19 protein-coding genes, 1 pseudogene and 2 riboswitches are annotated in these 25,142 nt (G+C 65.4%); of the genes and pseudogenes, 10 read left to right on the top strand and 10 right to left on the bottom strand.

Annotated features, from left to right (window positions below):
* Positions 1-185 (top strand): annotated as a pseudogene (locus H7A76_RS25820) (microcin ABC transporter ATP-binding protein); the annotation flags it as partial.
* A gap of 56 nt (positions 186-241) precedes the next feature.
* Here H7A76_RS25820 and H7A76_RS25825 read toward each other — a convergent pair.
* A complete protein-coding gene (locus tag H7A76_RS25825; RefSeq protein ID WP_068581441.1) occupies positions 242-556 on the bottom strand; it encodes an SCP2 sterol-binding domain-containing protein in 315 nt (104 codons plus the stop codon).
* 51 nt (positions 557-607) lie between these two features.
* Entirely contained in the window at positions 608-1,318 is a 711-nt protein-coding gene (locus H7A76_RS25830) for a histidine phosphatase family protein (protein ID WP_185701126.1), read from the bottom strand.
* Positions 1,319-1,520: 202 nt separating this feature from the next.
* On the opposite strand from H7A76_RS25830, the gene sohB reads away from it, so the two are divergent.
* Positions 1,521-2,546, top strand: a complete 1,026-nt coding sequence (sohB, locus tag H7A76_RS25835; RefSeq protein ID WP_185701127.1) for a protease SohB — start codon at positions 1,521-1,523, stop codon at positions 2,544-2,546.
* 181 nt (positions 2,547-2,727) lie between these two features.
* Here the strand turns inward: sohB and H7A76_RS25840 are convergent, their stop codons facing one another.
* Both H7A76_RS25840 and H7A76_RS25845 read right to left on the bottom strand, forming a co-directional pair.
* Positions 2,728-3,222, bottom strand: a complete 495-nt coding sequence (locus tag H7A76_RS25840) for a DUF934 domain-containing protein (RefSeq protein WP_185701128.1) — start codon at positions 3,220-3,222, stop codon at positions 2,728-2,730.
* Positions 3,206-4,864: a nitrite/sulfite reductase gene (locus H7A76_RS25845; RefSeq protein ID WP_185701129.1), complete on the bottom strand. Its 1,659-nt coding sequence runs from the start codon at positions 4,862-4,864 to the stop codon at positions 3,206-3,208. Before H7A76_RS25845 ends, H7A76_RS25840 begins: the two co-directional genes overlap by 17 nt.
* 595 nt (positions 4,865-5,459) lie before the next feature.
* Between H7A76_RS25845 and H7A76_RS25850 the strand changes: the two genes are divergently transcribed.
* Positions 5,460-6,545, top strand: coding sequence for an ABC transporter substrate-binding protein (locus H7A76_RS25850; protein ID WP_185701197.1), 1,086 nt, complete (start codon positions 5,460-5,462; stop codon positions 6,543-6,545).
* A 4-nt stretch (positions 6,546-6,549) separates the two neighbouring features.
* On the opposite strand, the gene H7A76_RS25855 is transcribed toward H7A76_RS25850, so the two are convergent.
* Together H7A76_RS25855 and metH are read right to left on the bottom strand one after the other, a co-directional pair.
* A complete protein-coding gene (locus H7A76_RS25855) occupies positions 6,550-6,768 on the bottom strand; it encodes a DUF2970 domain-containing protein (protein WP_022639447.1) in 219 nt (72 codons plus the stop codon).
* 91 nt (positions 6,769-6,859) lie between these two features.
* Positions 6,860-10,570: a methionine synthase gene (gene metH / locus H7A76_RS25860; RefSeq protein WP_185701130.1), complete on the bottom strand. Its 3,711-nt coding sequence runs from the start codon at positions 10,568-10,570 to the stop codon at positions 6,860-6,862.
* A gap of 153 nt (positions 10,571-10,723) precedes the next feature.
* Here metH and H7A76_RS25865 point away from each other — a divergent pair, with 153 nt between their 5' ends.
* Positions 10,724-13,015 carry a fatty acid cis/trans isomerase gene (locus tag H7A76_RS25865; protein ID WP_185701131.1) on the top strand — a complete coding sequence of 764 codons (2,292 nt, stop codon included), beginning with the start codon at positions 10,724-10,726 and terminating at the stop codon, positions 13,013-13,015.
* A gap of 138 nt (positions 13,016-13,153) precedes the next feature.
* The gene (nfuA, locus tag H7A76_RS25870; RefSeq protein ID WP_185701132.1) at positions 13,154-13,738 is read left to right on the top strand and encodes a Fe-S biogenesis protein NfuA; all 585 of its coding nucleotides are present in this window, start codon (positions 13,154-13,156) and stop codon (positions 13,736-13,738) included.
* 68 nt (positions 13,739-13,806) lie between these two features.
* Here nfuA and cobM read toward each other — a convergent pair whose 3' ends face one another.
* From cobM to H7A76_RS25890, 4 genes are all read right to left on the bottom strand, one after another.
* Positions 13,807-14,553: a precorrin-4 C(11)-methyltransferase gene (gene cobM, locus H7A76_RS25875; RefSeq protein WP_185701133.1), complete on the bottom strand. Its 747-nt coding sequence runs from the start codon at positions 14,551-14,553 to the stop codon at positions 13,807-13,809.
* Positions 14,554-14,635: 82 nt separating this feature from the next.
* Positions 14,636-15,040, bottom strand: a complete 405-nt coding sequence (locus H7A76_RS25880; protein WP_185701134.1) for a cobalamin biosynthesis protein — start codon at positions 15,038-15,040, stop codon at positions 14,636-14,638.
* Positions 15,037-15,741: a CbtA family protein gene (locus H7A76_RS25885; protein WP_185701135.1), complete on the bottom strand. Its 705-nt coding sequence runs from the start codon at positions 15,739-15,741 to the stop codon at positions 15,037-15,039. The genes H7A76_RS25880 and H7A76_RS25885 overlap by 4 nt, the downstream gene beginning before the upstream one ends.
* Before the next feature lie 11 nt (positions 15,742-15,752).
* Entirely contained in the window at positions 15,753-15,941 is a 189-nt protein-coding gene (locus H7A76_RS25890; protein ID WP_185701136.1) for a CbtB-domain containing protein, read from the bottom strand.
* A 97-nt stretch (positions 15,942-16,038) separates the two neighbouring features.
* A riboswitch (cobalamin riboswitch) is annotated at positions 16,039-16,261 on the bottom strand.
* 85 nt (positions 16,262-16,346) lie between these two features.
* Positions 16,347-16,558, top strand: a riboswitch (cobalamin riboswitch).
* A gap of 96 nt (positions 16,559-16,654) precedes the next feature.
* Here H7A76_RS25890 and cobW point away from each other — a divergent pair.
* The 5 genes from cobW (at position 16,655) to H7A76_RS25915 (ending at position 25,135) form a co-directional block, all read left to right on the top strand.
* Complete coding sequence (gene cobW / locus H7A76_RS25895; RefSeq protein ID WP_185701137.1) at positions 16,655-17,722, top strand: cobalamin biosynthesis protein CobW; 1,068 nt, start codon at positions 16,655-16,657, stop codon at positions 17,720-17,722.
* Positions 17,723-17,725: 3 nt separating this feature from the next.
* Positions 17,726-21,496, top strand: a complete 3,771-nt coding sequence (gene cobN, locus H7A76_RS25900) for a cobaltochelatase subunit CobN (RefSeq protein WP_185701138.1) — start codon at positions 17,726-17,728, stop codon at positions 21,494-21,496.
* Positions 21,497-21,740: 244 nt separating this feature from the next.
* Positions 21,741-22,751, top strand: coding sequence for an ATP-binding protein (locus tag H7A76_RS25905; RefSeq protein WP_185701139.1), 1,011 nt, complete (start codon positions 21,741-21,743; stop codon positions 22,749-22,751).
* Positions 22,752-22,804: 53 nt separating this feature from the next.
* Positions 22,805-23,404, top strand: coding sequence for a VWA domain-containing protein (locus tag H7A76_RS25910; protein ID WP_185701198.1), 600 nt, complete (start codon positions 22,805-22,807; stop codon positions 23,402-23,404).
* Positions 23,405-23,488: 84 nt separating this feature from the next.
* Complete coding sequence (locus H7A76_RS25915; RefSeq protein ID WP_185701140.1) at positions 23,489-25,135, top strand: phospholipase D-like domain-containing protein; 1,647 nt, start codon at positions 23,489-23,491, stop codon at positions 25,133-25,135.
* Positions 25,136-25,142 lie beyond the last annotated feature (7 nt).

Raw genomic sequence — 25,142 nt, forward strand, 5'->3', positions numbered from 1 at the left:
ACCTGTTCATCAGCCACGACCTGGCGGTGGTCCAGGCCTTGGCCCATGACTTGATCGTGATGAAGGACGGCCAGGTGGTGGAGCGTGGCCAGACGCAGCAGTTGTTTGCCGCGGCGCGGCATCCTTACACCCGTGAGCTGCTGGCGGCGTCCGGCGTGGCGCCGCTGCCGGCTGGCGCGGGCTGAAAACGACGAATCCCGCCAGGGGGCGGGATTCGTGGATGGCCGGACCTTGCGGGGTCTTAGGCTGGGAACAGCTCGCTCAGTTTCATGGCCAGCATCATGTCGCCTTCGGTGCGCAGCTTGCCGCCCATGAAGGCCTGCATGCCGTCGGTTTCGCCGCTGACGATGCCGTCCAGGGTCTCGCCGTCCATCACCAGGGTGACCTGGGCGTCTGGGTTCTCGCCTTCCTTGAGTTCGCAGGTGCTGTCTTTCACTACCAGCGAGAAGTGCTTGGTGTCATCGATGCGGAAACCGAAAACCAGGTCCAGGCCGGCAGCGGCAGCTGGGTTGAACTTGGCTTGCATGGCTTTTACGGCGTCAGCTACGGAGGTCATGGTTCGATCCTTTTATGGGTGGTTACAGCAAGGGTTCACGGTAAGCCGGGCTCAGCGGAAAGTGATGAGCTCCGGTGCCTTCAACAGTTGCAGGTGCGTATGACCGTTGAAGGAGGCCAAGGACACTTCGCGACCGCGGAACTTCAGCTGGTTGAGCGAAGTGTTGACGATTTGCCAGTTCAGTTCGAAGGCCTGCTGGGCAGGCATCCGGGTGATCAGGTGGAGCAGGGCGGTGATGGTGCCGCCGGAGGTGAACACGGCGATCTTCTGCCGGTTGTCCGCCGCTTCGAGGATCCGCTGCAAGCCACCCTGGACGCGCTCGACGAAGCCCAGCCAGCTTTCCAGCCCGGGTGGGTCGTAGGTGCCGGCCAGCCAGCGCTGGATGATCAGGGCGAAGATGCGTTGGAATTCAGCACGATTTTGCGCGGCGTTGCGCAGGGTGTTCAGCGCCTCGGGTTCCTGGGACAACAGGTCGGGCAGCAATGCGCGGATGATGGCGTCGGCGTCGAACTCGTTGAATGCCGGGTCGATCTCCAGGGCCGGCGTGGCCAGGCCAGCGGCAGCGAGCTGTTCCAGGGTGGCCTGGGCGGTGTGCTGTTGGCGTTGCAGGTCACCGGACAGGCAGCGATCGAAGTTCACTCCGAGGGCGGCCAGGTGATCGCCCAGGACGCTGGCCTGGCGCACGCCGATGGTCGACAGCACGTCATAGTCGTCTGCACCGAAGGAGGCCTGGCCATGTCGAATCAAGTAGATGCTGCCCACGTCCGCGTCATCCCGGCACGTTGAAAGTTTTGCGAGGTTATGAGGATGCCGGTGAGCTGTCAATGAAAAAACATACGCTTGTTTGAAATGATTGTTGGAGCGTGGCTACGCAAGGTTTCGCGACTGGTGGCCGACCGGTCGCGCCGGTATGCTTGGGCCCATTGCGCCGCCGGTGGGTGGCGATCATGCGTAAGGAGTTTCCGTGGAGTTTTTCATCGAGTACGCCAGTTTCCTGGCCAAGACCGTGACCCTGGTGGTCGCCATCCTGGTGGTGCTGATCACCGCTGCCGCGCTGCGCAGCAAGGGCCGGCGCAAGGGAGCCGGGCAGTTGCAGGTCAGCAAGCTGAACGATTTCTACAAGGACCTGCGCGAACGCCTGGAGCAGAGCCTGTTGGACAAGGACCAGCTCAAGGCCTTGCGCAAGGCCAAGGGCAAGGCCGAGAAGAAGCAGAAGAAGCAGGCCGCCGAGGATAAGCCACGGGTGTTCGTCCTGGATTTCAACGGCGATATCAAGGCCTCGGCGACCGAGGGCCTGCGCCATGAGATCACCGCGTTGCTGAGCCTGGCCACGCCCAAGGATGAAGTGGTGCTGCGCCTGGAAAGCGGTGGCGGCATGGTCCACAGCTATGGCCTGGCCTCCTCGCAGCTGGCACGCATTCGCCAGGCCGGGGTGCCGCTCACCGTGTGCATCGACAAGGTCGCGGCCAGCGGCGGCTACATGATGGCCTGCATCGGCGAGAAGATCATCAGCGCACCCTTCGCCATCCTCGGCTCCATCGGCGTGGTGGCGCAGTTGCCCAACGTCAATCGCCTGCTGAAGAAGCATGACATCGACTTCGAGGTACTCACCGCCGGCGAGTACAAGCGCACCCTGACGGTGTTCGGCGAGAACACCGAGAAGGGCCGGGAGAAGTTCCAGGAAGACCTGGACGTCACTCATCAACTGTTCAAGAACTTCGTGGCCCGCTATCGCCCGCAACTGGCCATCGATGAAGTGGCCACCGGCGAGGTCTGGCTGGGCGTAGCCGCCCAGGAAAAACAACTGGTGGACGAGTTGCGGACCAGCGACGAGTACCTGGCCGAGAAAGCCAAGGCGGCCGAGGTATTCCACCTGCACTACGCCGAGCGCAAGAGCCTGCAGGAGCGGGTAGGGCTGGCGGCCAGTGGTTCGGTGGACCGCGTGTTGCTGACCTGGTGGAGCCGTCTGACCCAGCAGCGTTTCTGGTAAGGCTGCGCGAGCTTGCAGTGGGTACGCGCCTTGAGAACTATCGCGGGCAAGCCTCGCTCCTACAACGAAGCTCGAACCCAGGTTTCTGTGGGAACGTGCCCGCGATGACGGTCTAGAAGACGGCCGATGCAAAAAAGCCCTGGAGCGGGAAACCGGTCCAGGGCTTTTTGTTGGCGCAGGCCTAGCGGCGGCGGAACAGCGGCAGTGGCTGGTCCGTGGCGGCCTGGTAGGTCACCGAGAAGTCCTTGAGGCTTTCCAGGGCTTCGTAGGGGTCCTTGTCGGCCCGCAGTGCATAAGCGTCGAAACCACAGCGCTGCAGGTAGAACAACTGGTCGCGCAGTACGTCGCCGATGGCCCGTAGTTCGCCCTTGTAGCCATAGCGATCACGCAACAGCCGCGCGTTGGAGTAGTTGCGGCCGTCGGTGAAGGCCGGGAAGTTCAAGGCGATCACCTGGAAGTTGTGGACATCGGCACCGATCTCTTCGGCTTCTTCGTCCGCATCCAGCCAGACGCCCAGGCCGCCATCGCGGGCCTTGAGGGCGTGGCCGTGGTCGCGCCACAGTGCCAGCGGCACGATCAGGTCGTCGCAGTTGGAGATGCCATCGAGGGTCGCGTCCTTGGGCAGCAAGTGCCAGGTTTCGTCGACGACCTGGTTGTTCTTAATGATTCGCTGCATAGACGCGTTCCTTGAAGAGGTCGATGCCAATACGTTGGTAGGTGTCGATGAAGCGCTCGTCCTCGGTACGCTGTTCCACGTACACGTCGATCAACTTGGAGATCACGTCCGGCATGTCGTCCTGGGCGAAGGACGGGCCGAGGATCTTGCCCAGGCTGGCGTCGCGGCTGGCGCTGCCACCCAGGGAGACCTGGTAGAACTCCTCGCCTTTCTTGTCGACGCCGAGGATGCCGATGTGGCCCACGTGGTGGTGGCCACAGGCGTTCATGCAACCGGAGATGTTGAGGTCCAGCTCGCCGATGTCGAACAGGTAGTCCAGGTCGTCGAAGCGCCGCTGGATGGATTCGGCGATCGGGATCGACTTGGCATTGGCCAGGGAGCAGAAATCACCGCCAGGGCAGCAGATGATGTCGGTCAGCAGGCCGATGTTCGGCGTGGCGAAACCGTTTTCCCGCAGTTCGCCCCAGAGGGTGAACAGCTGGCTCTGCTCGACGTCGGCGAGGATCACGTTCTGCTCGTGGGAGGTACGCAGCAGGCCGAAGCTGTAGCGGTCGGCCAGGTCGGCGATGGCATCGAACTGCTTGTCGGTGACATCTCCCGGGGCCACGCCGGTAGGCTTGAGCGACAGGCTCACGGCGACATACCCCGGCTTCTTGTGGGCCAGGGTGTTGCGTGCGCGCCAGCGGGCGAAACCCGGGTGCTGCTGGTCCAGGGCGGCGAGGGCGGCGTCCTGGTTGTCCAGGGTCTTGTAGTCCGGATCGACGAAGTGCCGGGCCACGCGATGCACCTCGGCCTCGGTCAGGGTGGTCTGGCCGCCACGCAGGTGGACCATCTCGGCCTCGACCTTCTCGGCGAACACTTCGGGAGTCAGGGCCTTGACCAGGATCTTGATCCGCGCCTTGTACTTGTTGTCGCGCCGGCCATAGCGGTTGTAGACCCGCAGGATGGCGTCGAGGTAGCTCAGAAGATCCTGCCAGGGCAGGAACTCGTTGATGAAGGCGCCGACCACCGGGGTCCGGCCCAGGCCACCGCCCACCAGGACCCGGAAGCCCAGCTCGCCGGCGGCGTTGTAGTGCGGCTCCAGGCCGATGTCGTGCACCTCGATGGCCGCGCGGTCGGCGGTCGAGCCATTGATGGCGATCTTGAACTTGCGCGGCAGGTAGGCGAATTCGGGGTGGAAGGTGGTCCACTGGCGGACGATCTCGCACCACGGGCGCGGGTCCACCAGCTCATCGGCAGCGACGCCGGCGAACTGGTCGGTGGTGACGTTGCGCAGGCAGTTGCCGCTGGTCTGGATGGCATGCATCTGCACGGTGGCCAGCTCGGCCAGGATCTCTGGCACGTCTTCCAGGGCCGGCCAGTTGAACTGCACGTTCTGCCGGGTACTGATGTGCGCGTAGCCCTTGTCGTAGTCGCGGGCGATCTTGGCCATCATTCGCGCCTGGCGCGAGTTCAGCTGGCCATAAGGCACGGCGACCCGCAGCATCGGGGCGAAGCGTTGGATATAAAGCCCGTTCTGCAGGCGCAGGGGGCGGAATTCTTCTTCGCTCAGCTCGCCTGCCAGATAGCGTCGGGTCTGATCACGGAACTGCTTGACGCGGTCCTCGATGATCCGCTGATCGTACTCGTCGTATACGTACATATAGGTCCAGTTCTCAGGCTACAGGTGGCTTGCAGGCGCACTCGGCAAATACTGCGGTGAACAGGTTCATCAGGGGACTTTGACTGGCGTCGATCGCGGTCCGTCACCGCCTCCACCTCGTCTTGCCTTCGTTGACGCTCAACACCACCTACGTAAGCAAATCTGCGCGCACGGCCGCGCACTCCGATCGGAGCCGCCGAACGATACCAGTTTGCGGTTATGCGCAAAAGTGAAGTTTTAGTATATGTAAAGAACCAAAACGACTAACGCTAAGGCTTTATCAGTAACCACATTTGTGATGTGGGAAATCCTGGTCTTAACTGTGGGCGTGTCTTTGAGCAGTCACCGATAAAATCCACTAGAGGCGATGCTATGAGCCATCCAACCAAAGCCAGGAAAAGTGACAGCAGTGTCGACGCTTGGGCCATTCTCTTTCTGATCATACTGGTCGTGGGGACGGCCGTGTTCTGGGTCAGCCACCAGTAGTAGAGAGGCAGCGAAGAGCCTGGATTGTCGGACAATCACGACAATTTACCGCTATTGGCCAGCATCTTGCCAGTTATACTGCTGGGATCATTCTGGGGCTCTTTTCGTGATGTTCAAGCTGTTGTGCAAGTGTGTGGTGTGGTTGAGCCTGCCGTTCTGGAGCATGGCTCAGGCGACATCGGTGGTCTTCCTCAATCCGGGCCATTCGACCGAAACCTTCTGGGTCAGTTATTCGCATTTCATGCAGGCCGCTGCGCGCGACCTGGGCATGGACCTGCGTATCCTCTATGCCGAGCGCGACGCCGGCCGGACCCTGGAACAGGCGCGGCAGGTGTTCCAGAGCGAACATAAGCCGGACTACCTGGTGCTGGTGAACGAGCAGTACATCGCCCCGCAGATCCTGCGCTTGTCCCAGGGCACCGGGATCAAGCTGTTCATGGTCAACAGCGCGTTGACCCAGGATCAGCGCGAGTTGATCGGCCAGAGCCGGCACAAGTATTCCGACTGGATCGGCAGCATGCTCGGTAACGACGAAGAGGCCGGCTACCTGATGCTCAAGGAGTTGTTGCGCCAGCATGGCCCGGTGCCTGCTGGGCAGAGCGTCGAGTTGCTGGCGTTTTCCGGTCTCAAGGTCACGCCTTCGGCGCAACTGCGCGAGCAGGGCCTGCGCCGGGCCCTGGCCGAATTCCCGCAGGTGCACCTGCGTCAGCTGGTCTATGGCGAGTGGAACCGTGAGCGTGCCTATCGCCAGGCCCAGCAGTTGCTGCGGCGTTACCCGCAGACCCAGCTGGTCTGGGCGGCCAATGATGAAATGGCCCTGGGGGCCATGAGCGCGGCTCGCGAGCTGGGCCGCAAGCCCGGCAAGGACGTGCTCTTCAGCGGGCTCAACAGTTCACCGCAGGCGCTGCAGGCCTTGATCGATGGGCAATTGTCGGTCCTGGTCGCCGGGCACTTCACCCTGGGCGGCTGGGCCCTGGTGACGCTCCACGACGACGCGTTGGGCCTCGACACCCGGCGCCAGGGCGGGCCGGACTGGCGCTTGCCGCTATTGCAACCGCTGACCCCGGGCCAGGCGCAGCAACTGCTGCGCCTGGGAGACCGTGCAGGGGCCGGGGTGAATTTCCGCGCCTTGTCCGCCCAGGGCAAGCCGGACGGCTATCGCTATCCCTTCGGGTTGCAGTTGCTGCTGCACTAGCGCTTCAGACCCCTGCCAGATGCATCGCCAGCTTGGCGATGCCCAGCAGCACCAGGACGAACAAGGTGGTGAACAGGATACCCAGCGCGATGAAGTGGCTGGGCTTGCCGTGGGTGAAGTCGCGGGCGCGATTCTTCCCGCTTTGTACGCCGAAGGCTGCCGCCAGGACGCTTTGCAGCATTTGCAGGAAGGTCGGTGGCTGGTTGTTGCTTGGATCGTCCATAAATCCCTCGACACGGTTGGGTGTCAACAGAGCATAGACAATACCGGCGGGCATCAGGGGGGGCTGGTGCCCCCTGTACAAGCGGCTGCGATTAGTCGTCGTAGCCCAGGTTCGGCGCCAGCCAGCGTTCGCTCACGGCCAGGTCCTGGCCCTTGCGCTGGGCGTAGCTCTGCACCTGGTCCTTGTCGACCTTGCCCACGGCGAAGTACTGCGCCTGCGGGTGGGCGAAGTACCAGCCACTGACCGCCGCCGCCGGGAACATGGCGAAGTGTTCGGTGAGGAACACGCCGCTGCGCCCGGCCTTGCCTTCGCTGGCCTCGGGGTCGAGCAGGGCGAACAGGGTGCTCTTCTCGGTGTGGTCCGGGCACGCCGGATAGCCCGGGGCAGGGCGGATACCGCTGTACTGCTCCTTGATCAGCGCCTCGTTGTCCAGGTGCTCGTCCCTGGCGTAACCCCAGTACTCCTTGCGCACCTGTTCGTGCAGCCACTCGGCGCAGGCTTCGGCCAGGCGGTCGGCCAGGGCCTTGACCATGATCGAGCTGTAGTCGTCGCCTTTGTCCTGGTAGGCCTTGGCCACTTCCTCGGCGCCGATGCCGGCGGTGGTGATGAAGCCGCCGACGTAGTCGGTCACGCCGCTGTCCTTGGGCGCCACGAAGTCGGCCAGCGACAGGTTGGGCTTGCCGTCGGGCTTGATGGTCTGCTGGCGCAGGTGGTGCAGGGTGGCCAGGGGCTGGCCATGGTCGCCGTAGACTTCGATGTCGTCATGGTTGACCTGGTTGGCCGGCCAGAAGCCGAATACCGCCCGGGCGCTGATGAGCTTCTCGTCGATCAGCTTGTCGAGCATCTCGCGCGCATCCTTGTACAGCGCCGACGCTGCCTCGCCGACCACTTCGTCGGTGAGGATGCGCGGGAATTTCCCGGCCAGGTCCCAGGAGATGAAGAACGGCGTCCAGTCGATGTACTCGGCCAGCTCGCGCAGGTCGATGTTGTCGAGCATCTTCACGCCAGTGAAGGACGGGGTCGTGGCCTGGTAGGCCGCCCAGTCATATTGCGGCTTGGCCGCGATCGCTTGCTGGTAGCTCAAGCGCTCGGTGCGGGCGCTCCGGTTGGCGGTGCGCTCGCGCACTTCCACGTATTCCTGGCGGGTCTTGTCGACGAAGCCGGGCTTGAGTTCCCTGGACAGCAGTTGGGTGGCCACGCCCACGGCGCGGGAGGCGTCGGTGACGTAGATCACCGCGTCGTTGTTGTACTTGGGTTCGATCTTCACCGCGGTGTGGGCCTTGGAGGTGGTGGCGCCACCGATCATCAGCGGCAGGTGGAAATCCTGGCGCTGCATCTCGCGGGCGACATGGACCATCTCGTCCAGCGACGGGGTGATCAAGCCGGACAGGCCGATGATGTCGCACTTCTCGTCGCGGGCGGTCTGCAGGATCTTCTCCGCCGGCACCATCACGCCCAGGTCGACGATGTCGTAGCCGTTGCAGCCCAGCACCACGCCGACGATGTTCTTGCCGATGTCGTGCACGTCGCCCTTGACCGTGGCCATGAGGATCTTGCCCTTGGCTTCGGGCTTGTCGCCTTTCTCGGCCTCGATGAACGGGATCAGGTGGGCCACGGCTTGCTTCATGACGCGGGCCGACTTGACCACCTGGGGCAGGAACATCTTGCCGGCGCCGAACAGGTCGCCAACCACGTTCATGCCGCTCATCAGCGGGCCTTCGATGACCTCGATCGGGCGCGCGCATTGCTGGCGGCACTCTTCGGTGTCCTCGACGATATGGGCGGTAATGCCCTTGACCAGCGCGTGTTCCAGGCGCTTGTCCACTGGCAGCGAACGCCAGGCCTCGTCCTCGACTTCCTTGCTGGCGCCGCCGCCCTTGTAGTCGTCGGCGATGGCCAGCAGCGCGTCGGTGCCTTCCGGAGTGCGGTTGAGCACCACGTCCTCGACCTTGTCGCGCAGGGCCGGCGGGATCTCGTCATAGATCTCCAGCTGGCCGGCGTTGACGATCCCCATGGTCAGGCCGTTCTGGATCGCGTGGTAGAGGAACACCGAATGGATCGCCTCGCGCACCGGGTTGTTGCCACGGAACGAGAACGACACGTTGGACACCCCGCCGCTCGACAAGGCGTAGGGCAGGTGGTCGCGGATGTAGGCGCAGGCTTCGATGAAGTCCACGGCGTAGTTGTTGTGCTCTTCGATACCGGTGGCCACGGCGAAGATGTTCGGGTCGAAGATGATGTCTTCCGGCGGGAAGCCCACCTCGTTGACCAGGATGTCGTAGCTGCGCTGGCAGATTTCCTTCTTGCGCGCGGCGGTGTCGGCCTGGCCGACCTCGTCGAAGGCCATCACCACCACGGCGGCGCCATAGCGCTTGCACAGGCGGGCATGGTGCTTGAACTGCTCGACGCCTTCCTTCATCGAGATCGAGTTGACGATGCCCTTGCCCTGGATGCACTTCAGGCCGGCTTCGATCACCTCCCACTTGGAGGAGTCGATCATGATCGGTACGCGGGAGATGTCCGGCTCACCGGCGATCAGGTTGAGGAAGCGGACCATGGCGGCCTGGGAGTCGAGCATCCCTTCGTCCATGTTGATGTCGATCACCTGGGCGCCGGCCTCGACCTGCTGCAGGGCGACTTCCAGGGCCTCGGTGTAGTTCTCTTCGCGGATCAGCCTGGCGAACTTGGCGGAACCGGTGATGTTGGTGCGTTCGCCGACGTTGACGAACAACGACTGGCGATCGATGGTGAACGGCTCCAGGCCCGACAGGCGGCAGGCCTTGGGGATGTCCGGGATCTGCCGCGGCTTGTACTTGGCCACGGCCTCGGCGATGGCCTGGATGTGCGGCGGGGTGGTGCCGCAGCAACCGCCGATGATGTTGAGGAAGCCGCTGGCGGCGAACTCCTCGACCACCGCGGCCATTTCCGCCGGGGTCTCGTCGTATTCGCCGAAGGCGTTGGGCAAGCCGGCGTTGGGGTGGGCCGAGACATGGGTGTCGGCCTTGGTCGACAGTTCTTCCAGGTAAGGACGCAGGTCCTTGGCGCCCAGGGCGCAGTTCAGGCCCACGGAGATCGGCTTGGCGTGGCGCACCGAGTTCCAGAACGCCTCGGTAGTCTGGCCCGACAGCGTGCGGCCGGAGGCGTCGGTGATGGTGCCGGAGATCATGATCGGCAATTCGACGTTGTCCTCCTCGAACACCTGCTGCACGGCGAAGATCGCCGCCTTGGCATTGAGGGTGTCGAAGATGGTCTCGATCAGGATCAGGTCGGCGCCGCCCTCGATCAGGCCGCGGGTGGCCTGGGTGTAGTTGCTCACCAGTTCGTCGAAAGTGACGTTGCGGTAGCCCGGGTCGTTGACATCGGGAGAGATCGAGCAGGTGCGGCTGGTCGGGCCCAGGACGCCGGCGACGAAGCGCGGCTTATCCGGGGTCTCCAGGGTTTTCGCGTCGGCCACCTTGCGGGCCAGGCGGGCACCTTCTACGTTCAGTTCGTAGACCAGCGCCTCCATGCCGTAGTCGGCCTGGGACACTTGGGTGGCGTTGAAGGTGTTGGTCTCGAGGATGTCGGCCCCGGCGTCCAGGTAGGCTTTCTCGATCGCGCCGATCACGTCCGGACGGGTCAGTACCAGCAGGTCGTTGTTGCCCTTGACGTCGCTGGGCCAGTCGGCGAAACGCTCACCGCGGTAGTCCCGCTCCTCGAGCTTGTAGCTCTGGATCATGGTCCCCATGCCGCCATCGAGGATCAGGATGCGCTCCTTGAGGGCTTGCTGGAGAGCGTGGAGGCGAGTACTGCGGTCGGACATGGGGGCTACCTGGAAAGGCCATTACGGAGGGCGTGGAGAATAGCAAACCTGCGTGGTTTTGCGGCATGCGCCGGTTTTGCATGAATATCGTTCATGTTGGTTCGCCGGGCGGGCCGGTAGAATCGCGACGTTTTTACTTTCGGGACCAGGGACATGCCGTATCGTTTTGCCGTCAGCAGCGTGCTGCTGCTATTGAGTTCACTGTGCATGGCGCAAGGTCCGGCGCCGGCGATTTCCTATACCCGCGACATCCAGCCGATCTTCACCGAGAAGTGCGTGGCTTGCCACGCCTGCTACGACTCGGCCTGCCAGCTCAACCTGGGCAGTGGTGAGGGCGCTGCCCGTGGCGCCTCGAAGGCGCCGGTATACGATGGCGAGCGGAGCAAGGCCCAGGAGCCGACCCGGCTGTTCTACGATGCCAGCGGCAAGGCGGCCTGGCAGAGCCGCGGATTCTATTCGGTGCTCGACGCCCAGGGCAGCCAGGCGGCGCTGATGGCCCGGATGCTGGAGTTGGGGCACCGTACGCCGCTGCAACCCAATGCCAAGCTGCCCAGTGAGATCGTCCTGGGCCTGAACCGGGAAAACATGTGCCCGCAGCCGGCCGAGTTCGACGGGTATGCCGGCGCCCACCCCAAGGAAGGCATGCCCCTGGCGGTCACCGGCCTGACCAGCCAGCAGTACCAGACGCTACAACGCTGGCTGGCTTCCGGGGCTCCGATCGATGAGCAGGGCCTGGCCCCCAGTGCCCGGGAAAGCCTGCAGGTGGTGCAATGGGAAAACCTGCTCAACGCCCCTGGCGCCCGGGAAAGCCTGGTGGCGCGCTGGCTCTACGAGCATTGGTTCCTGGCGCACATCTATTTCGAAGGCGGTGAGCCGGGGCATTTCTTCCAGTGGGTGCGCTCGCGTACCCCCACTGGCCAGCCCATCGACCTGATCAATACCCGACGCCCCAACGACGACCCGGGCACCCAGGTGTACTACCGCCTGTGGCCGGTGCAGGGGGTGATCGTGCACAAGACCCACATCACCTACCCGTTGGGCGCGGCGAAGCTGGCCCGGGTCAAGACCCTGTTCTACAGCGGCGACTGGCAGGTCAACGCCTTGCCCGGTTATGGGCCGGCGCGCCGGGCCAACCCGTTCGAGACCTTCGAGGCGATCCCGGCCAAGGCCCGCTACCAGTTCATGCTGGATAACGCCGAGTACTTCGTGCGTACCTTCATTCGTGGCCCGGTCTGCCGTGGTCAGATCGCCACCGATGTGATCCGCGACAACTTCTGGGCGCTGTTCCAGGCTCCGGAACATGACCTGTACATCACCGACCCGGCCTATCGCGGCCAGGCTACGCCCCTGCTGGCGATGCCGGGGCAGAACGACGATGTCGGCAGCGTGCTCAGCCTGTGGCTGGCCTACCGCGACAAGCGCAACGAGTACGAAGTCCTGCGCCGCGACTCCTACGCCGAGGCCCCGGCGCCCAGTTGGTCGACCCTGTGGGCCGGCAACGACAACGCGCTGTTGAGCATCTTCCGGCACTTCGACAGCGCCTCGGTGACCAAGGGCCTGATCGGCGAGATTCCGCAGACGATGTGGCTGTTCGACTATCCATTGCTGGAGCGCACCTATTACCAACTGGCGGTGAACTTCGACGTGTTCGGCAACGTCTCGCACCAGGCCCAGACCCGGCTGTACTTCGACCTGATCCGCAATGGCGCCGAGCAGAACTTCCTGCGCCTGATGCCCGCCGGCACCCGCGAGGACTTCCTCGACGACTGGTACCAGAACAGCGGCAAGTTCAAGATGTGGCTGGACTACGAGTCCATCGACGACAGCAAGCGCAGCGCCCTGAAGCTGGACGCCAAGGATCCGAAAAAGGATTTCGCCAACCAGTTGCTGGTGCGCTACGGCGAGCTCAATGCCAAGCCGGACCCGATCAACCGCTGCGACAGCGCCTATTGCTCGCGACCCAACATCGACCCGGCCCTGCAGGATGCCGAGCAGGCCCTGAGTCGCCTGGCGTCGCGGCCGGCGGCAGGGCTCAAGGTCATCGAGCAGTTGCCTGAAGCGACCCTGTTGCGGATCCAGGCACCTGGAGGCAAGCGCGAGTTCTACAGCATGCTGCGCAACCGTGCCCACAGCAACGTGGCCTTCATGCTCGGCGAGTCGCTGCGCTACCAGCCGGGCCTGGACACCCTGACGATCTTCCCGGGTATCCTCAGCAGCTACCCGAACTTCATGTTCGACATACCGTCCGCCGAGGTGCCGGAGTTCGTTGCGGCCATGCAGCAAGCCCGCGATGCCGAAAGCTTCGAGAAGATCGTCGAACGCTGGGGCATCCGCCGCAGCCATCCGCAGTTCTGGCAGTACTTCCATGACCAGACCCGCTATCTGCAGGAAACCGATCCGGTCGAGGCCGGGATCATGGACATGAACCGCTACGAGAACCTCTGAGATAGAGCGGTTGCCGTCCCCGGATGCGCAGAGGTGTCCGGGGGCGTGTCAGACCAAGGTCTATCCCGACAAAAACACTAGGACTTTTTCCGTGGCATCGATTGGCGTAAACTGCGCCCACGTCTGCGAGGAACCACCATGAGCGCCATAACCATTACCGACGCCGCCCACGATTATCTGGCTGATCTGCTGTCCAAGCAGAACACCCCGGGGATCGGCATCCGCATCTTCATCACCCAACCAGGGACCCAGTACGCCGAGACTTGCATCGCCTATTGCAAGCCGGGCGAAGAAAAGCCCGAGGACAAGGCCCTGGGCCTCAAGAGCTTCACTGCCTACATCGACTCTTTCAGCGAGGCCTTCCTCGATGATGCAGTCGTCGACTACGCCACCGACCGCATGGGCGGCCAGCTGACCATCAAGGCTCCTAACGCCAAGGTGCCCATGGTCAATGCCGACAGCCCGATCAACGAGCGCATCAACTACTACCTGCAAACCGAGATCAACCCCGGGCTGGCCAGCCACGGCGGCCAGGTCAGCCTGATCGACGTGGTCGAAGACGGCATCGCCGTGCTGCAGTTCGGTGGCGGCTGCCAGGGGTGTGGCCAGGCCGACGTGACCTTGAAGGACGGCATCGAGCGCACCCTGCTCGAGCGTATTCCTGAGCTCAAGGGCGTGCGCGACGTCACCGACCACACGCAGAAAGAAAACGCCTACTACTAAGGCGTTCGCTGCGACACAAAAAAACGGCGCCCCGTGAGCGCCGTTTTTTTATGCCTGGGGCCAAGCCCTCAGGGTCGATAGAGGTGGGCGTGGCCGGCGCGGTACAGCGACGACTCACCGAAGGCATCGCTGGCCAATACCCGGCCCACCAGGATCAGCGCGGTGCGCCGGAAGCCCCTGGCGGCCACCTTGGCGGCGATATCCGCCAGGGTCCCCTGTACCCAGTCCTGGTCCGGCCAGGTGGCCCGGTGCACCACCGCGATCGGGCAGTCGGCGCCGTAGTGGGGCAGCAGTTCGGCAACGATGCGCTCGATGTGGTTGACCCCCAGGTGGATGGCCATGGTGGCGCCATGGGCCGCGAGGCTGGCGAACTCTTCGCCGGCCGGCATGCTGGTCTTGTCCGCGTAGCGGGTGAGGATCACGCTCTGGGAGACATCGGGCAAGGTCAGCTCCGCTCCCAGCAATGCGGCGCAGGCGGCGGTGGCGGTGACTCCGGGGACGATCTCGAAAGCAATCCCCAACTCCCGCAGGCAACGGATCTGCTCGCCGATGGCGCCGTACAGGCTCGGGTCGCCGGAGTGCACCCGGGCTACATCCTGGCCCTGGGCATGGGCTTCGCGGATGACCTCGATGATCTGTTCCAGATGCAGCTCGGCGCTGTTGATCACCCGTACTGCGCTATGTCCCTCGAGCACCGCCTGGGGCACCAGGGAGCCGGCGTAGATGATCACCGGGCAGCGATGGATCAAGCGCTGGCCCTTGACGGTGATCAGTTCCGGGTCGCCGGGGCCGGCGCCGATGAAGTAGACAGTCATGGCAGTGTCCTGTGAAAAAGGGGGGCGAGCGGACTTCATGATGAAGATCGCTCATGATCGAGGGCGGGGATTATCGGTGATTCTAAGGGCAAACAGCCAATGCCAGGGTGGCTTCGGCGGATTTTTGCCGGGGCACCAGCAGTTGCGCCGAGCCTGCTTGCAGGCGTTCGGCCATGGCCAGGGCGGCGCTTTCGGCGACGCCATGGCAGCCGGTACGTTCGAACGCGGCCTGCGACCTGTGGCTCAGGCGCGAGTCGTAGGGCGCCAGCTGGGCACCGCTGAAGAATGCCAGGCGCAGCGATAACTGCTGCGCCAGCTCCAGCAGGCCCGGTTCATCCTGCTTCAGGTCGATGCTGGCCAGGGCCCGTACCTGGCCCAGGTCCAGGCCATGGGCCTGCAGTACCTGGTCCAGCAGGGTGCGCAAGGCGCTGGCCGGGCAGCCCTTGCGACAACCCAGGCCGACCACCAGGGCCGGCTCGGTGATCATGCCCGCTGGCCATTCTCGCCCTTGCGCCGGAACAGCCAGGCGCTGATCAGGCCCAGGGCCAGCCAGAAGGCGGCATTGGTCAATTGCGAGGCAATCTTGAACTGTGCCTCCAGTGCCTCGGGGGCCAGCATCGAATGCACCTCCGGCTGGGGAGCGCCGATCACATGGGGTACGGCGATGATGGCCGCGCCCAGCAACTTCAGCAGCCAGTTGCCGGCGAACACGATCAGGGCCAGGCCCACGGCAGTGGACGCGGCGGCACCGACCCACCAGGTCTGGCGCTGTACCAGGTCGGCCGCCGCCGTGCCGGGCAGTTCCGGTGGCAGGCCTAGGGTGGGGGCCAGGCAGAAGGTGGCGTAGCCGGCCAGGCCCCAGAGCAGGCCCTGGGAGGTGCGGCTCGGTGCGCGCAGGGTGTAGAGGCCTGCCAGCATCAGGGCGAAGCCCACGGCGACCACCAGGTTGCCGCCGGTGGTGGCCAGCACTCGCTGCCAGCCATCCTCCGGTTCCCAGGCTTCTTCGTCGTGGACATGCCCGGCCATGGCGCCCGGGGCGTGTTCATGGACTGCCTCGGTGGCCGGGGCCTTTTCGTAGGTTTCCGCCTGGAGAATCAAGGGGGCGACCCACAAGCTTTGCAGCAAGGTCAGCAGCAGGGCGGCCAGCAGTCCGGTGAAGCCCGCGGTTTGCGCGATACGCTTGATCATCGGGGCAGGTCTCAGTGGCAAGGGAAGGCGGCGCTGTGGCGGGTGTCGTGGGCAGCGTTGTGCACCGCCTCGATATGCGAGAAGCCGGCGAAGTACACCAGGCAGGCACCGAGGATAGAGGCGCCGATGGCGACTACCAGGCGCTGGCCCAGGGTGGAGGTACTGCTGGCGGAATGGCTGGTGCTGCTGATGGTCGACATGGCGCGTTCCCTTGGGTTTGTCGGCGGGGGAGCGGCGCAGGAGAACCCCGCGCGGCGTTCACGCAGGGTTGGCAACAGCGCCCGCCCACCGCGGGTTTGTTATTCGTGTATGGCGGGCCGGTCTCCGGGCTCGCGAGGGACAGGGCGGGTCATGCCATGCCGGCAAGTGTCGCCTTCCCATGCCCGGGGGCACAGTGGATCTGACACTTCGCTCGCTTACCGTTGCGGGGGCAGCACCGGACTGGTCACCGCTGGCAAGCGCGTGATTCACCGGTTTCCCGTTTCACCCTGTGAAGGGCACCCGTAACAAGTTGTGTAGCAAATCATGGGCAAGGGAGCGCCGTCAATTGCCGGCTGGCACGGGAAACCGCCGCATATGCGCATTGACCGTCCTCCGCGCTCTGCGTAGCCTTGCGCCTTCGAGGTTCTTCGGCCGGCGGTCGAAGCTAAGACGGGAACGCGGTAGAAGCCGCGGCTGCCCCCGCAACTGTGAAGGGTTCCATTCCTGCAGGGCCACTGCCTGGCGCACATGACGCCGGTGGGAAGGCACAGGAAGCGTCAGTCCTGGGACTGGCAAGCCCCCAGCCAGGAGACCTGCCTCGACCCAGATTCTCACTACAACCGGGCGGGGTGATCCGGTGGCGAAATCAGCACCTGGCCCACGCCGGGCCTGTCGTCCCGTATGCCCGCCTCCTTCGCCAAAAGGGCATCCGATGAAAACACTGGCCAAACTTCCCGTCACCATCGTCACCGGCTTCCTGGGCTCGGGCAAGACCACCCTGCTGCGGCACATGCTGGACAACGCCCAGGGCCGCCGCATCGCGGTGATCGTCAATGAATTCGGCGAGCTGGGCATCGACGGCGAGATCCTCAAGCAGTGCTCCATCGGCTGCACCGAGGAGGAGGCCAGCGGCCGGGTCTTCGAATTGGCCAACGGCTGCCTGTGCTGCACCGTGCAGGAAGAGTTCTTCCCGGTGATGCGCGAACTGGTGGCCCGCCGTGGCGACCTGGACCATATCCTCATCGAAACCAGCGGCCTGGCCCTGCCCAAGCCCCTGGTGCAAGCCTTCCAGTGGCCGGAAATCCGCAGCGCCTGCACCGTCGATGCGGTGATCACCGTGGTCGACAGCCCGGCCGTGGCCGCCGGCACCTTCGCCGCCTTCCCGGACCAGGTGGACGCCCAGCGCAAGCTCGACCCCAACCTGGACCACGAGTCGCCGCTGCACGAGCTGTTCGCCGACCAGCTGTCCAGCGCCGACCTGGTGATCCTCAACAAGACCGACCTGATCGACCCGGCCGACCTGGCCAAGGTCCGCCTGGAAGTGGCCGAGGAACTGCCGCCGGCGGTCAAGGTGATCGAGGCCAGCAGCGGGCGCCTGCCCCTGGATGTGCTGCTGGGCGTGGGTGCCGGTTCCGAGGAGCACATCGACAGCCGCCACAGCCACCATGACCACCACCATGACGGCGACGATCATGACGACCATGACCACGACGCCTTCGACTCGATCTCCATCGAGCTGCCCGAGGCCGACGAAAGCTTGCTGCTCGATGCCCTGACCCAACTGGTGGTCAAGCACGGCATCCTGCGGGTCAAGGGTTTCGCGGCGATCCCCGGCAAGCCGATGCGCCTGCTGCTCCAGGGCGTGGGCACCCGTTTCGACAAGCACTTCGACCGCAAGTGGGGCGCTGATGAGAAACGCATCACCCGCCTGGTGCTGATCGGCCAGGAACTGGACGCAACCCAGCTGGAAGCGCAACTGCGCGCTGCCCTGGGCGCCTGACCCATGCACCTGCTCAGGACCCAGCCCGGCGGATTCGTGTCGGATGACAACATCGCCGACCTTGGACAAACCCCCGCCGAGCTGGTGATCCTGTGCAGCGGCGACTCCAGCCTGGCGCTGCTGGCCGAGGCCGCCGAGCAACTGCCAGCGGACTACCCCAGCTTTCGCCTGGCCAACCCGATGCAGGTGCAGAACCACGCCTCGGTGGACCTGTACGTCGACCAGGTGCTGCGCCATGCCAAGGTCATCCTGATGTCCCTGCACGGTGGCATCGCCTACTGGCGTTATGGCGTCGAGCAACTGGTGGAGCTGTCCCGGCGCGGGGTGCAGCTGATCCTGGTGCCGGGGGACGACCGGCCCGACCCGGAACTTAGCGACCTGAGCACCGTGTCGGCCGTGGAGCGCGACCGCCTGTGGCAGTTCCTGCGCCAGGGTGGGCGGGACAACGCGCTGAATTTCTACCGCTGCCTGAGCGGCCTGCTGGGGCGCGACTACCCCTGGAGCGAGCCGCAGGTACTGCCGCGCACGGCGCTCTATCACCCGGCCAGGAGCCAGGCCAGCCTGGCGGATTGGCAGGCTCACTGGCAGCCCGGCCAGGCGGTGGCGGCGCTGCTGTTCTATCGCTCGCACTTGCAGGCGGCCAACACCGCATTCATCGATCTGTTCTGCCAGCGCCTGGCGGCTGTCGGTCTCAACCCCTTGCCGATCGCCGTGGCCAGCCTCAAGGAGCCTGGCTGCCTGGCGCAGGTGGAAGACTGGCTGGATGAGACCGGCGCGGGAGTGATCCTCAACACCACCGGTTTCGCCCAGTCCAGCCCCGAGGCGCCGCACCTGCGGCCGTTTCGCCGCGACATCCCGGTGATCCAGGCGATCTGCGCCCAGGACAACGAGCCGGGCTGGCAGGCCAGCGAGCAGGGCCTGGGCCCACGGGACCTGGCCATGCACATCGCCTTGCCCGAACTGGACGGGCGCATCATCAGCCGCCCGATCAGCTTCAAGGACCTGGCCTGGCGCAGCGAGCGCAGCCAGTCGGACGTGGTCTGCTATCGCGGCCAGCCCGAGCGCATGGACTTCGTCGCCCGGCTGGCAAGCAACTGGGTCGAGCTGGGCCGCCTGGACAACCAGCACAAGCGCATCGCCCTGGTCCTGGCCAACTACCCGACCCGCGACGGGCGCATCGGCAATGGCGTGGGCCTGGATACCCCGGCGGCGGCGCTGAACATTCTCAAGGCCTTGCAGGCCGAGGGTTATCCGCTGCCTGGCGAGCTGCCGGCCAGCGGCACCGAGCTGATCCGGCAATTGCTCGGTGGCGTCAGCAACGATCTGGACAGCCTCGACCTGCGCCCTTGCCAGCAGAGCCTGGCCCTGGACGACTACCAGCGTCTGTTCCAGGCACTGCCCGAGGCCAATCGCCAAGCGGTGCTGGAGCGCTGGGGCGCCCCGGAGCAGGATCCGATGTTCCGCAACGGGCGGCTGATGGTCGCCGGCCTGCGCCTGGGCCTGACCTTCATCGGCATCCAGCCGGCCCGGGGTTACCAGGTCGACCCCAGCGCGGTGTACCACGACCCGGACCTGGTGCCGCCCCATGCCTACCTGGCGTTCTATTTCTGGCTGCGCCAGGTCTACGGCGCCCACGCAGTGATCCACGTCGGCAAGCACGGCAACCTCGAGTGGCTGCCGGGCAAGGGCGTCGGCCTGTCGGCCCACTGCTGGCCGGATGCCTTGCTGGGGCCGCTGCCGAACATCTACCCGTTCATCGTCAATGACCCAGGGGAGGGGGCCCAGGCCAAGCGCCGGACCCAGGCGGTGATCATCGATCACCTGATGCCGCCCCTGACTCGCGCCGAGACCTACGGCCCGCTGCGTAACCTGGAACTGCTGGCCGACGAATACTACGACGCCCAGTTGCTCGACCCGCGCCGCGCCCGCGAGCTGCAGCGGGACATCCTGCGCCTGGTGCGCGAGACCCAGATCGACCGCGAGCTGCAACTGGACGGACCACTGGAGGGCGAAGCCGATGCGGCGCTCTGGCTGCCACGGCTGGACACCTACCTGTGCGATCTCAAGGAATCGCAGATCCGCGACGGCTTGCATGTGTTCGGCGAGTCACCAGCGGGGCGCTTGCGCATCGATACCTTGCTGGCCCTGCTGCGCATCCCCCGGGGCGATGGCAAGGGCGCCCATGCCAGCTTGCTGCGAGCCCTGGCCAAGGCCTTCGAGCTGGGGTTCGACCCGTTGGATTGCGCCCTGGCCGAACCCTGGACCGGGCGGCGACCACAGCCCTTGCAACAGCTCAGCGATGCCTTGTGGCGCACCGCTGGCGATGTGCGCGAGCGTCTGGAAATCTACGCCGGGCGCTTGATCGAGGCGGCCTTGCAAGGTCCGGTGGCGCAACTGGACGAAGCCGGCTGGGAGCCGGTGCGCAGCATCATCGAGGGCTTGCGCGAGGTGGTGGCGCCGCGCCTGGATGCCTGTGGCCCGGCAGAGATGCGCGGCCTGCTCGAGGCCCTGCAAGGCCGCTTCGTGCCGGCCGGCCCCAGCGGCGCGCCCAGTCGCGGGCGCCTGGACGTGTTGCCCACCGGGCGCAATTTCTATTCGGTGGATGTGCGCAACCTGCCCACCACCACTGCCTGGCGCATCGGCTTCCAGTCGGCCAACCTGATCCTCGAACGCCATCTGCAGGATCACGGCGATCACCTGCTGCAACTGGGCTTGTCGGTGTGGGGCACGGCCACCATGCGCACCGGTGGCGACGATATCGCCCAGGCCATGGCGCTGATGGGCGTGCGGCCCGTCTGGGCCAGCGGCAGCCAGCGGGTCGACGACTTCGAGATCCTGCCCCTGAGCCTGCTGGACCGGCCCCGGGTCGACGTGACCCTGCGGATTTCCGGGTTCTTCCGCGATGCCTTCGCCAACCTCATCCGCTTGTTCGACGCGGCGGTGCAGGCGGTGGCGGCCCTGGACGAGCCGGCCGACCTGAACCCCCTGGCGGCCAGGGTCCGAGCCGAACGTGAAGCTTTGGAGGCCAGCGGCCTGGACCCGGAAGCGGCGGCGCGCCAGGCCGGCTGGCGGATCTTCGGGGCCAAGCCCGGGGCTTATGGCGCCGGGGTCCAGGGCGCCATCGACGGCCGGTTGTGGCAGAGCCGCGAGGACCTGGCCGAGGTCTACCTCAACTGGGGTGGCTACGCCTACGGCGGCAGCGATGAAGGCACCGCCGCCCGCGAGCAGTTCGCCGCTCGCCTGGGTCGGGTCCAGGCGGTAGTGCAGAACCAGGACAACCGCGAGCACGACCTGCTGGATTCCAACGACTATTACCAGTTCCAGGGCGGCATGCTGGCGGCGGTGGAAAGCCTGGGCGGGGCCAAGGTCGCCAGCTACCACGGCGATCACAGCCAGCCCGACCTGCCGAAGATCCGCAGCCTCAAGGAAGAGCTCAACCGGGTGATCCGTGCCCGGGCGGTGAACCCGAAATGGATCGAGGGGGCCAAGCGCCACGGTTACAAGGGCGCCTTCGAAATGGCCGCGACCCTGGACAACCTGTTCGCCTTCGATGCCACCACCGAACTGCTCGACGACCACCAGTACGCCTTGCTGGCCGATGCCTACCTGCTGGACGACTCGACCCGCGAGTTCGTTCGCCAGCATAATCCCCACGCCCTGCGCGATATGACCGAGCGCTTGCTGGAGGCCCAGCAGCGCGGCCTGTGGCAGGAGCCCGGCGCGTATCGCGAGGCCCTGGAACACCTGTTGCTGGATATAGAAGAAGACTCCTGAGGGCACCTCTGAAAACTACCTGCGTTGTTGTCATCGCTGCGTTAAAAACAGGCTGGTGCGCCAGCCCGGTCAAAATGCTCATTTACTCCTTGTAAACTGCGCTTTTTCGCCTGTTTTGCCTTGCGCTGACTGCCTCGCCTACGTTTCTAGAGGTGCCCTGAGGCGGCGAATGCTGTGCACTCGATCGCGAGCTGGCTCGCGAAATCGTCCTTCGGGACACCCCCGATCCAAGCGAGAACCCCAGATGAGCGACACCCCGCATTTCCCCTTGTCGGCCGTGGTCGGCGCCGATGCCCTGAAATTGGCCCTGTGCCTGACCGCCATCGACCCGAAGATCGGTGGCGTGCTGATCGAGGGGCCACGGGGCATGGCCAAGTCGACCCTGGCCCGGGGGCTGGCGGATTTGCTGGCCAGCGGGCAGTTCGTCACCTTGCCCCTGGGGGCCAGCGAAGAGCGGCTGGTGGGCACCCTGGACCTGGATGCGGCCCTGGGCGAGGGGCGGGCGCAGTTCTCCCCGGGCGTTCTGGCCAAGGCCGACGGCGGGGTGCTGTATGTCGATGAGGTCAACCTGCTGCCCGACCACCTGGTGGACTTGCTGCTGGACGTGGCGGCCAGTGGCACCAACCTGATCGAGCGCGATGGCATTTCCCATCGGCATTCGGCGAAGTTCGTGCTGATCGGCACCATGAACCCGGAGGAGGGCGAGTTGCGCCCGCAACTGCTGGACCGCTTCGGCCTCAACGTGGCCTTGAGCGGCCAGGTCCTGCCCCAGGAACGCGGGCAGATCATCCGTCGGCGCCTGGATTTCGACAATGATCCGCAGGGCTTCTGCAACCAATGGGCCCAGGCCCAGGCCGAACTGCGCCAGCGCTGCCAGCAGGCACGGACGCTGCTGGAAGGTATCGCCCTGGATGACCAGGCCTTGGCGCAGATCACCGAGCGTTGCTTCGCTGCCGGGGTCGATGGCCTGCGTGCCGACCTGGTCTGGCTGCGGGCCGCCCGGGCCCATGCCGCCTGGCGTGGCGCTTCGGCCATCGCCGAGGAGGATATCGACGCGGTGGCGGAATTCGCCTTGCGCCATCGGCGCGGGCAGGCGCCCGCGGCACCGGCGCAGCAACCCCAGTCGCCGGCACCGCAGCAGTCCGGGGCGCAGCGCGAGGCCAGCGAAGGCGCGGGCCAATGGGGTGACATGCCGGCCCAGGCACTGCCCACCGGCGCCCGGCGCGAAGTGCCCAGCTGGCCAAAAAAGCCCTAGGCATCCGTTCCCGCTCTGGCCCGGGGGCGGATGCCAAGCCCCGGCCGGGGCGCCTGGACCAGGGACGACAAGGCCGCAGCCGGGCGGCGAGTTGCGGTCGCATCAACTGGCCCGGCACCTTGCTCAAGGGGCGTCCACGCCTGGTCGAGGACCTGCTGTGGCAACTGCGCAGTCGCACGCCCCATGAGTTGTGGCTGGTGATCGTCGACGCCTCGGCCTCGACGCGCCGGCACCAGGCCCTGAGCGATGCCAAGGGCCTGCTGGCGCAACTGTTCGACGATGCCTACCGGCAACGGGCGCGCCTGGCCTTGCTCACCGCCAGCGGTCGAGCGCCTCGCTGGCAGGTCCAGGGGCTCAAGGCGTCCAGGGACCTGCGGCATTGGCTCGATGGCCTGGGCGCCGGCGGCGGTACGCCATTGCCCCAGGCCCTGGCCGAGGCCCGGCAGTGGCTGGAGCAGCGGCAACGGCGCTGGCCGGCGGAACAGCAGCGGGTGCTGCTGATCACCGACGGGCGCCTGAAGACCCTGCCGCCGGTCGACGCTCTGAATTGTCCGACCCTGTTGCTGGACATCGAGCGCAGCCCGATTCGCCTCGGCCGCGCCCGGGAACTGGCGCAACGCCTGGGCGCCGACTACCACCATATCGACCTGTAGCCCCCAAGCCCCGTGGCTCGTACGAGCCATGCGCAGCCTGCGGCAGCGGCTACACTGCCTGCGCCAATCAAGGGGAGCGACGCCATGCGGGTACTGGTGCACAACGACAAGGACGATTTTCGGGTCAAGGCCTACGCCGGCACCAATGGCGTACTCCTGGCCATGGACCTGGACGCCAGTCGCCGCCAGGGCTTGCTGGGGTTCGCCATCGAAAAGCAGACCGGTAGCAAACCCTGGTTGTTCCTGTTCAACAGCCTGACCTTTCCCGGCAAGACGCACACTTTCCCGCAGTACAACGCCACGCCCAGCGACCAGGCGCCATTGCAGAAGTTTCGCTGGGCCGACTATGCCGTCAGCCCGGGCGCCACCCTCAACTATCGGGTGTACCTGGTCTATGGCAGCGCCGCCGCGCCGCAGTTGGGAGAAATGCTGCCGCTATGCATCACCGCCGACAACGGCCAGCCTCCCGGGCAGCGGGTGATCTTCAATCGCGCGGTGGCCGCCAGCCAGGCGTTCTCGCGCAAGTTTCCCGAACTGGACACTTTGCTCAGCGCCAATAAGAACCTGCCTATCGAGGCCTGGCCAGAGGCGCCCCGGCAATGGCTGGAGAACGGCTTGCTGGAGCAGTTGCTGGGGTTCATCCAGCGCGCCAGCGACGCCACTTGGAGCCTGGATATCGCCATCTACGAATACCAGCTGCCGGCCATTGTCGATGCGGTCAACGCGGCCTTCGATCGCGGGGCCAAGGTCCGGGTGCTGTATCACGCCGGTCCCGGGGACGATGACACGGCGTTGAACCAGGCCAGCCTGCAGCACCTGCCCGAGGGCAGCAAGCGTGCACGGGTGACCCACGCCATCTTCCACGACAAGTTCATCGTCCTCGGCCGCCTGGATGCCGGTGGGCAGCGCCAGAATGTCGCGGTGCTGTGCGGCAGCACCAACTTCACCGCCAATGGCGTGTACCGCCAGGCCAACGTGCTGCACTGCCTGGACAACCCGGACATCGCCGACCGCTACCTGCAGGTGTTCGAGCAGATCTGGGCGGCGCCGGCGGAGGTCGGTGCCACCCGCCAATGGTTGACCCAGCACAACCCCATGCAGCCGGCGGCGGCGCTGTTCGCCGGTTTCTCGCCACGGACGGGGCAGGGCGACCTCGATGAGTTCGTGCGGATCATCAATGGCGCCCGCCGTGACTTGCTGTTCGTCACCGCCTTCGCCTTGCCCGACCGGATCCTCGATGCCTTGCTCGGCCAGCCCCACGACGACGTGTTGCGCTATGGCCTGCAGAACACCGCCAGCCGCATCACCGGTTTCCATGCCGATCGCACGGCGGAGTTCGCCGCCACCGCGTTGCTCAACAACGGCCTGGAAGGCTGGCTCAAGGAAGGCCTCAAGGGGCAGAAGGGCAACTTGCTGGTGCATACCAAGGCGGTGGTCACCGACTTCACCAGCGACGCCCCGGTGATCATCAGCGGCAGCCACAACCTCAGCGTCGGCGCCAGCCAGGACAACGACGAGAACTTCCTGATCATCCGTGGCGACACCGACCTGGCGGACCGCTACGGCCTGGAACTGCTGCGCTTCTACGAGCACTACCGGTTCCGCTACTTTGCCAGGCAGCTGGCGCTCAAGCAGGTCCAGCCCTTGGCGGCGGACGATAGCTGGAGCAACGATTACTACCTCGCAGGCGATTTGCGCATGCTTTCGCGCCTGCGCTTCTCCGGGCGCTGAAGCCAAG

Origin of the sequence: Pseudomonas sp. MSSRFD41 (assembly GCF_014230245.1) — a bacterium.
GTDB lineage: Bacteria > Pseudomonadota > Gammaproteobacteria > Pseudomonadales > Pseudomonadaceae > Aquipseudomonas > Aquipseudomonas piscis.

Coding starts and splice junctions, on each gene's coding strand:
- H7A76_RS25885 (WP_185701135.1), bottom strand. CDS start 15,741: ATGATCAAGCGTATCGCGCAAACCGCGGGCTTCACCGGACTGCTGGCC.
- H7A76_RS25890 (WP_185701136.1), bottom strand. CDS start 15,941: ATGTCGACCATCAGCAGCACCAGCCATTCCGCCAGCAGTACCTCCACC.
- nfuA (WP_185701132.1), top strand. CDS start 13,154: ATGAGCGCCATAACCATTACCGACGCCGCCCACGATTATCTGGCTGAT.
- metH (WP_185701130.1), bottom strand. CDS start 10,570: ATGTCCGACCGCAGTACTCGCCTCCACGCTCTCCAGCAAGCCCTCAAG.
- H7A76_RS25905 (WP_185701139.1), top strand. CDS start 21,741: ATGAGCGACACCCCGCATTTCCCCTTGTCGGCCGTGGTCGGCGCCGAT.
- H7A76_RS25825 (WP_068581441.1), bottom strand. CDS start 556: ATGACCTCCGTAGCTGACGCCGTAAAAGCCATGCAAGCCAAGTTCAAC.
- cobM (WP_185701133.1), bottom strand. CDS start 14,553: ATGACTGTCTACTTCATCGGCGCCGGCCCCGGCGACCCGGAACTGATC.
- H7A76_RS25915 (WP_185701140.1), top strand. CDS start 23,489: ATGCGGGTACTGGTGCACAACGACAAGGACGATTTTCGGGTCAAGGCC.
- cobN (WP_185701138.1), top strand. CDS start 17,726: ATGCACCTGCTCAGGACCCAGCCCGGCGGATTCGTGTCGGATGACAAC.
- H7A76_RS25855 (WP_022639447.1), bottom strand. CDS start 6,768: ATGGACGATCCAAGCAACAACCAGCCACCGACCTTCCTGCAAATGCTG.
- H7A76_RS25865 (WP_185701131.1), top strand. CDS start 10,724: ATGCCGTATCGTTTTGCCGTCAGCAGCGTGCTGCTGCTATTGAGTTCA.
- H7A76_RS25850 (WP_185701197.1), top strand. CDS start 5,460: ATGTTCAAGCTGTTGTGCAAGTGTGTGGTGTGGTTGAGCCTGCCGTTC.
- H7A76_RS25880 (WP_185701134.1), bottom strand. CDS start 15,040: ATGATCACCGAGCCGGCCCTGGTGGTCGGCCTGGGTTGTCGCAAGGGC.
- H7A76_RS25845 (WP_185701129.1), bottom strand. CDS start 4,864: ATGTACGTATACGACGAGTACGATCAGCGGATCATCGAGGACCGCGTC.
- cobW (WP_185701137.1), top strand. CDS start 16,655: ATGAAAACACTGGCCAAACTTCCCGTCACCATCGTCACCGGCTTCCTG.
- H7A76_RS25840 (WP_185701128.1), bottom strand. CDS start 3,222: ATGCAGCGAATCATTAAGAACAACCAGGTCGTCGACGAAACCTGGCAC.